This window comes from Planktothrix sp. FACHB-1355, from assembly GCF_014748295.1.
In the GTDB taxonomy this organism is placed as follows: domain Bacteria; phylum Cyanobacteriota; class Cyanobacteriia; order Cyanobacteriales; family Aerosakkonemataceae; genus Aerosakkonema; species Aerosakkonema funiforme_A.
On the sequence record NZ_JACJUP010000363.1, the window covers coordinates 1 to 5,552 of the forward strand.

Annotated in this window: 6 protein-coding genes; 3 read left to right on the forward strand and 3 right to left on the reverse strand. The window is 41.7% G+C overall.

Annotated elements, in window-relative coordinates:
• Positions 1-1,125, forward strand: a 1,125-nt coding sequence (locus tag H6S82_RS15945) for a hypothetical protein (RefSeq protein ID WP_191056411.1), incomplete at its 5' end; no start/stop codon positions are given.
• Positions 1,126-1,472: 347 nt separating this feature from the next.
• The gene (locus H6S82_RS15950) at positions 1,473-1,757 is read left to right on the forward strand and encodes a pentapeptide repeat-containing protein (protein WP_190464544.1); all 285 of its coding nucleotides are present in this window, start codon (positions 1,473-1,475) and stop codon (positions 1,755-1,757) included.
• A gap of 128 nt (positions 1,758-1,885) precedes the next feature.
• Here the strand turns inward: H6S82_RS15950 and H6S82_RS15955 are convergent, their stop codons facing one another.
• From H6S82_RS15955 to H6S82_RS15965, 3 genes are all read right to left on the reverse strand, one after another.
• Positions 1,886-2,329: an HNH endonuclease signature motif containing protein gene (locus H6S82_RS15955; RefSeq protein ID WP_190464543.1), complete on the reverse strand. Its 444-nt coding sequence runs from the start codon at positions 2,327-2,329 to the stop codon at positions 1,886-1,888.
• Between the two features lie 9 nt (positions 2,330-2,338).
• On the reverse strand, positions 2,339-2,599 hold the full coding sequence (locus H6S82_RS15960) for a hypothetical protein (protein ID WP_190464542.1): 261 nt from the start codon (positions 2,597-2,599) through the stop codon (positions 2,339-2,341).
• A 669-nt stretch (positions 2,600-3,268) separates the two neighbouring features.
• The gene (locus tag H6S82_RS15965; protein ID WP_190464541.1) at positions 3,269-3,820 is read right to left on the reverse strand and encodes a transposase; all 552 of its coding nucleotides are present in this window, start codon (positions 3,818-3,820) and stop codon (positions 3,269-3,271) included.
• A 299-nt stretch (positions 3,821-4,119) separates the two neighbouring features.
• Here H6S82_RS15965 and H6S82_RS15970 point away from each other — a divergent pair.
• The coding region (locus tag H6S82_RS15970) for a bifunctional aconitate hydratase 2/2-methylisocitrate dehydratase (protein ID WP_191056412.1) at positions 4,120-5,552 on the forward strand (1,433 nt) is incomplete at its 3' end.

A 5,552-nucleotide genomic window follows, 5' to 3' on the forward strand; every position in this document is an offset into this window, starting at 1 on the left:
TCCAGCGAAGTTGCTAACCAAAAGATACAAGAAGCGGCGGTGGCAACGAATGTTAGAATCCAGCAAGGCGTAGAATCTGCCAACATTATGCTGCAAGAAGCAGGTGCGGTAACGAATGCCAAAATTCAGGAAGGTGTAGAATCTGCCAACATTATGCTGCAAGATGCTGCCAACGGTGCTAGCGATCGCTTTGCCCAAGGTAGTCGCAGTGCAGCTACTGCTGTTACGAACGGACTGATCGATCCAGAAGAACAATTGGTATATGTAGTTGGCAAACAACTCGATCGCGATGTCACTACCAAAGACGGTACGATGTTCGCGATGAAAGGTCAACCGATTACATTGCCACTAGCTGAGGAGGCGCAGGGACTCGGTATCTTAGATCGGCTGTATCGAGCAACTGGTGGAATGAAGGCGGGGATCGATCGACGTTTCCAAGACGCGACAGATCGAGTCGAAACTAATTTGCAAGGAACAACTCGCAGTGCTAACACGGCGCTGTCGAATACACTGGCTTGGATGGGAGTCGATCGAGCCAAAGGTCGCCGCGCTCAACGATTGCTTCGCGATGAAAATGGTTCGATTATCGTCGCTCCCGGTCAGATTGTAACGGATATCGCGATCGAACGAGCGAAAGTGTACGGGCGTGAAGCTGCTTTACTGGATGCCGTTGGCTTGCAGCCTTCGGAAGCTGCTCGATACAGCACTAAAGAGGCATTTTCTCGAACTGGTACGAAATTTCAGGAAGAGGCTGCGATCGCGCAAGAGAATATCAGTGTTTTGTGGGAAAATCTGAAAGAGAAGTTTAGAGAAGCGCAAGGTCGCGGTACGAGAGCTTTTCATCAAAGGCGAATCGAGCAAGCTTTGGGTCGCCCTGTGACTCGCGTCATTTTAGATCCGCAGGACAACATCATCCTCAATGTGGGCGAGTTGATCACTCATCGAGCAATTCAGCAAGCAGAACGAGGCAGAGTGCTGAATATTCTGCTGAACTCAGTTTATATGAAACAGCCAAACATCTCGGAGACTGAACTTCGGGCTTCAGAACACGGGATGGCTTCGCTCAATGGCGATCGCACAATCGAGTCAAAGCAGAGAGTTTATCTCGAAAACTCGCATCTGTAATAGTTTTGGGAGATTGTCGAGCGTTTTCTACGTTTGGTGAAATGCCTCCGACAATCTCCAGCAAACTATGTTTGTTAAGCAATTTGTGTTGTCTGGAAAGGGTTATAAAACCTCGCCGAAAAATCCCATTAATATCATATTCTGTTGCATCGATTGCCTAATCAAATTGCTCTCTTATTTGTGTTCATCTGTTATTCTTCGCATCAGGTAAACGTTTTAGGCTGGGATATTACTAACAAAATCTGATGATTTTATTTGGCTGGCAAATGTTATGTTAACAAATCAAAAAGATAAGATATAATAGATATATACACAGCGATAACGCTACACATTGCGAGGCAACCAATATGGATGCCAATGAAGTTTTAAGACGATATGCAACGGGCGAAAGAAATTTTAGGCAACAAGACTGGAGAGGACTCAGCTTGGTTAAAGCCAATTTGAGCGGAATCGATTTGACTGGAGCAAATTTAAATAACTCAGATTTGAGTAACTCAGATCTAAGTAATGCCAATCTAAATTGGGTCAACCTCAAAGGAGCAAATTTAAGCGGAGCAAATTTGACTGGGGTAAAAATGCCTAATGGGTATATGCACAACGATTTAATAGAGTCTGCTAATTATTTTGGCTAACAGGGGGAAATGTTTGCCTTTTTACAGGCTTGTTGGAAGTGCGATCGCTCATCCTTTGTAAGGCGATCGCACTTTATTTTATACTTAAAATAGCGATAGCATTCCAATTACCCAATCCACCGCTTATATTAATTATTGATGCGTTGTAAAGCTGATGGGGAGGGATATCTATTGACATTGATTAAAAGTTGTCTTTCCAGAAGGCGATCGCTATAATTAAATTGAAATATTCTCTCTGTCACTTCCCCAATATCTGTTAAAGGTTGAATCGTTGCACCTTCTAGACGAAAATGCTCTGACCAGCGATCGCGTCTAGGATTAAAAAATCTTACCAGTTCACCTGTGCGCCAAATAATTGAACCTAAATCTGTACCTTTATTTAGATTGCAATATAAACAAGAATATGCTAAGTTTTCGGCTATGGTTTCGCCACCGTGTTTTAAACTGATAATATGGTCTATCTGACAACCAGAAGGCCGATCTGTTTCTGAAATTAAACAATATTCACATAAACAATCTGCTCTTTGTGCTATAAATTTTCTCAACTCAGGAGAAAGATAAGGACGAGACATGATTAACACCTATTCAGATTGAGATTGAATGTATTGATGAGCTTTTGCTTTAATCATGGTAATTAGATGATCGACAAATAATAATTCATCTAATTCTTTTTTGTCTTCTAGGGACAGTTCACCGCTTTTTGCCAGGTAAACTAAATCTTCGATCCGTTCTTTCGTTGTCTCAGAAAATTGAAATTTAGTCATCGTTTCTGGAGTTGTCCCTTGGGCAATAAAATCAATGAATTCATCATAGATTTTATGGGTTTTTAGTAAAGTAGTCATTCTGACCTCGCTAGGAATGATGAGTGATGAGAAACCGGGTTTTTGAGAGGAAGATGTAGGAGATGAGGTTGAGTCGATCGCCAAAACCCGGTTTTTGACACTGGTACAAGATTTGAGTTATTCTATTATAGAACAATCTGCGAATTTTACCAAAGAAAATTAAGCAAAACTTGCTGCCCAGATCCCCAAGATCCCCGACTTCTTTAAGAAGTCGGGGATCTCAATTTATAACAATAATTTACTACCCATTATTCTCAAAATTTATGACATATTCTCGAAAAACCGCAGATAAATCAAACAATACTTTTTCCCCTTCTATTCTTTTAAGTAAATAACGTTGATGCAAAGATTGTAACCCATTCATCAAGTCCATTGATGAGAGGGATAAACTTTGTCTTAAATCTTCTCTTGATATTGGTCGATCGCATTTACTTACAGCTTAACAAAAACTAAGCTCTTTCGTAGGGTGCGTCAGATTTAGGGGTAAAAAATTTTAGCATAAATTTGCGGTCTGACGCACCCTACGCACTAAAATCTCAGATAATTAACTTAACTATCTGACGCACCCGACAAACTATGATTAGCCTACCTGGTAGGGTGCGTCAGACAAAAATTTATTGCTCAGATAATTAACTTAACTATCTGACGCACCCTACAATTCGTGTTAAATTATTCATTCCCAATATTTTCAAGAATATAAGGAGTTTCATTTGCACCCCAATCTTCAGGATAAATTCCTTGCTTAACAAAGCGGTGAAAACTAGAAAATTTCCAATCTTTAGGAGATTGACATAACCCATGCTTTACGGGATTATAATGAATATAATTATAATGATTATTGAAATCTGTTTCATCTGTAATTAAATGTTCCCAATAACGTCTTTGCCATAAATTCTTTTCTTGACGTTTTTGACGAGATAGACTAATTTCGGCTGCAATTTGTAATTTATGTCCACAACTACGAGTGACAAAAATTTTTAAGTAACGCCAACGACCTGCATAATTACTATCTCCATCAGGAAGAGTCCAAATACAATGAAGATGATCGGGTAAAAGTACGATCGCATCTAGTGAAAATGGATATAAAATTTGCAATCTTTGTAAACCTTTTCGCAAAGTTTCCCGACTAATATCACTACATAACCAAGGTATTCTTTGATAAGTTACTTGAGTAAAAAAATAAGTTGCACCAGGGATGATTACTCTTCGATAGTTAGACATAATGAAAAACCTCTAACCTAAAATTAGCATATCATAGTAGTTGTAGTAGTTGTAGGGTGCGTCAGATTTAGAGATAAAAAAATTCATCATAAATCTTCGCTCTGACGCACCCTACTAAGATCATCTCATCTGTAGGGTGCGTCAGATTTAGAGATAGAAAAATTCATCATAAATCTTCGCTCTGACGCACCCTACAAGTTAACCTAATACCCACAAAACCGTTATCCCATAACACTCTGGAAGCCTAAATAGCGATAGACTAACCAATATAGCTAGGAAATCCATGAGGAGAACAATAGATGTTGTCAGCTTACCGTCAACAGGTTGCTGAAAGAGCGGCTTTAGGAATTCCGCCGCTACCTTTAAATGCACAGCAGACTTCGGAATTATGCGAACTGCTGAAAAATCCGCCATCCGGGGAAGAAGAGACATTGTTGGATTTGCTGACAAATCGCGTTCCTCCGGGTGTGGATGCAGCTGCTTACGTGAAAGCGGGATTTCTCACTGGTGTTGCAAAGGGCGAAATCACTTGTAGTCTGATTACTCCCCAATCAGCGGTTTATCTGTTGGGTACGATGTTGGGTGGGTACAATGTGCAATCGTTGGTAGATTTGCTCAAATCTCACGATAGCTTAATTGCAGGCGCAGCAGCCACAGCTTTAAGTCATACGTTGTTGGTGTTTGATGCTTTTAACGATGTCCTGCATTTGTCAGATGTCAATCCTTATGCTAAGCAGGTAGTTGATGCTTGGGCGGAAGCAGATTGGTTTATCGGGCGTCCCAAATTGCCGAAAGAGATTACCGTCACGGTGTTTAAGGTTCCTGGCGAAACGAATACCGATGATTTGTCCCCTGCACCTCATGCTACCACTCGCCCGGATATTCCCTTGCACGCTACCGTGATGTTGGAATCGCGGATGCCGGGGGCGTTGCAAACTATTGCACAATTGAAGGAAAAAGGGCATCCTGTCGCTTATGTGGGGGATGTAGTCGGGACTGGTTCTTCCCGCAAGTCAGCGATCAACTCGGTGTTGTGGCATATTGGGGAAGATATTCCTCACGTTCCCAATAAGCGATCGGGAGGATATATATTAGGAAGTGCGATCGCTCCCATCTTCTTCAATACTGCCGAAGATTCCGGTGCATTGCCGATCGAATGCGATGTCACCAAAATGGAAACCGGAATGGTAATTACCATTCATCCCTACAAAGGAGAAATTACCAACGAAGCTGGCGAAGTTATCTCCAATTTTACCCTCAAACCAGATACAATTCTCGACGAAGTAAGAGCAGGCGGACGCATTCCTCTATTAATTGGACGCACTCTCACCGATAAAACTCGCGCCGCATTAGGATTAGAACCTTCACCTGTATTTACCCGTCCAAAACAACCCGCAGATACGGGTAAAGGTTACACTTTAGCACAGAAAATGGTCGGGAAAGCTTGTGGATTGCCCGGTGTTCGTCCCGGTACATCTTGCGAACCAATTATGACAACCGTTGGTTCCCAGGATACCACAGGCCCGATGACCAGAGATGAGTTAAAAGAACTCGCTTGTTTGGGATTTAGTGCAGATTTAGTCATGCAAAGTTTCTGTCACACCGCAGCATATCCCAAACCAGTTGATGTGAAAACTCATAAAGAATTACCCGATTTCATGGCAGAACGCGGTGGCGTTGCATTGCGTCCCGGAGATGGAATTATTCACTCTTGGTTAAACCGAATGTTGTT

Coding starts and splice junctions, on each gene's coding strand:
- H6S82_RS15950 (WP_190464544.1), top strand. CDS start 1,473: ATGGATGCCAATGAAGTTTTAAGACGATATGCAACGGGCGAAAGAAAT.
- H6S82_RS15955 (WP_190464543.1), bottom strand. CDS start 2,329: ATGTCTCGTCCTTATCTTTCTCCTGAGTTGAGAAAATTTATAGCACAA.
- H6S82_RS15960 (WP_190464542.1), bottom strand. CDS start 2,599: ATGACTACTTTACTAAAAACCCATAAAATCTATGATGAATTCATTGAT.
- H6S82_RS15965 (WP_190464541.1), bottom strand. CDS start 3,820: ATGTCTAACTATCGAAGAGTAATCATCCCTGGTGCAACTTATTTTTTT.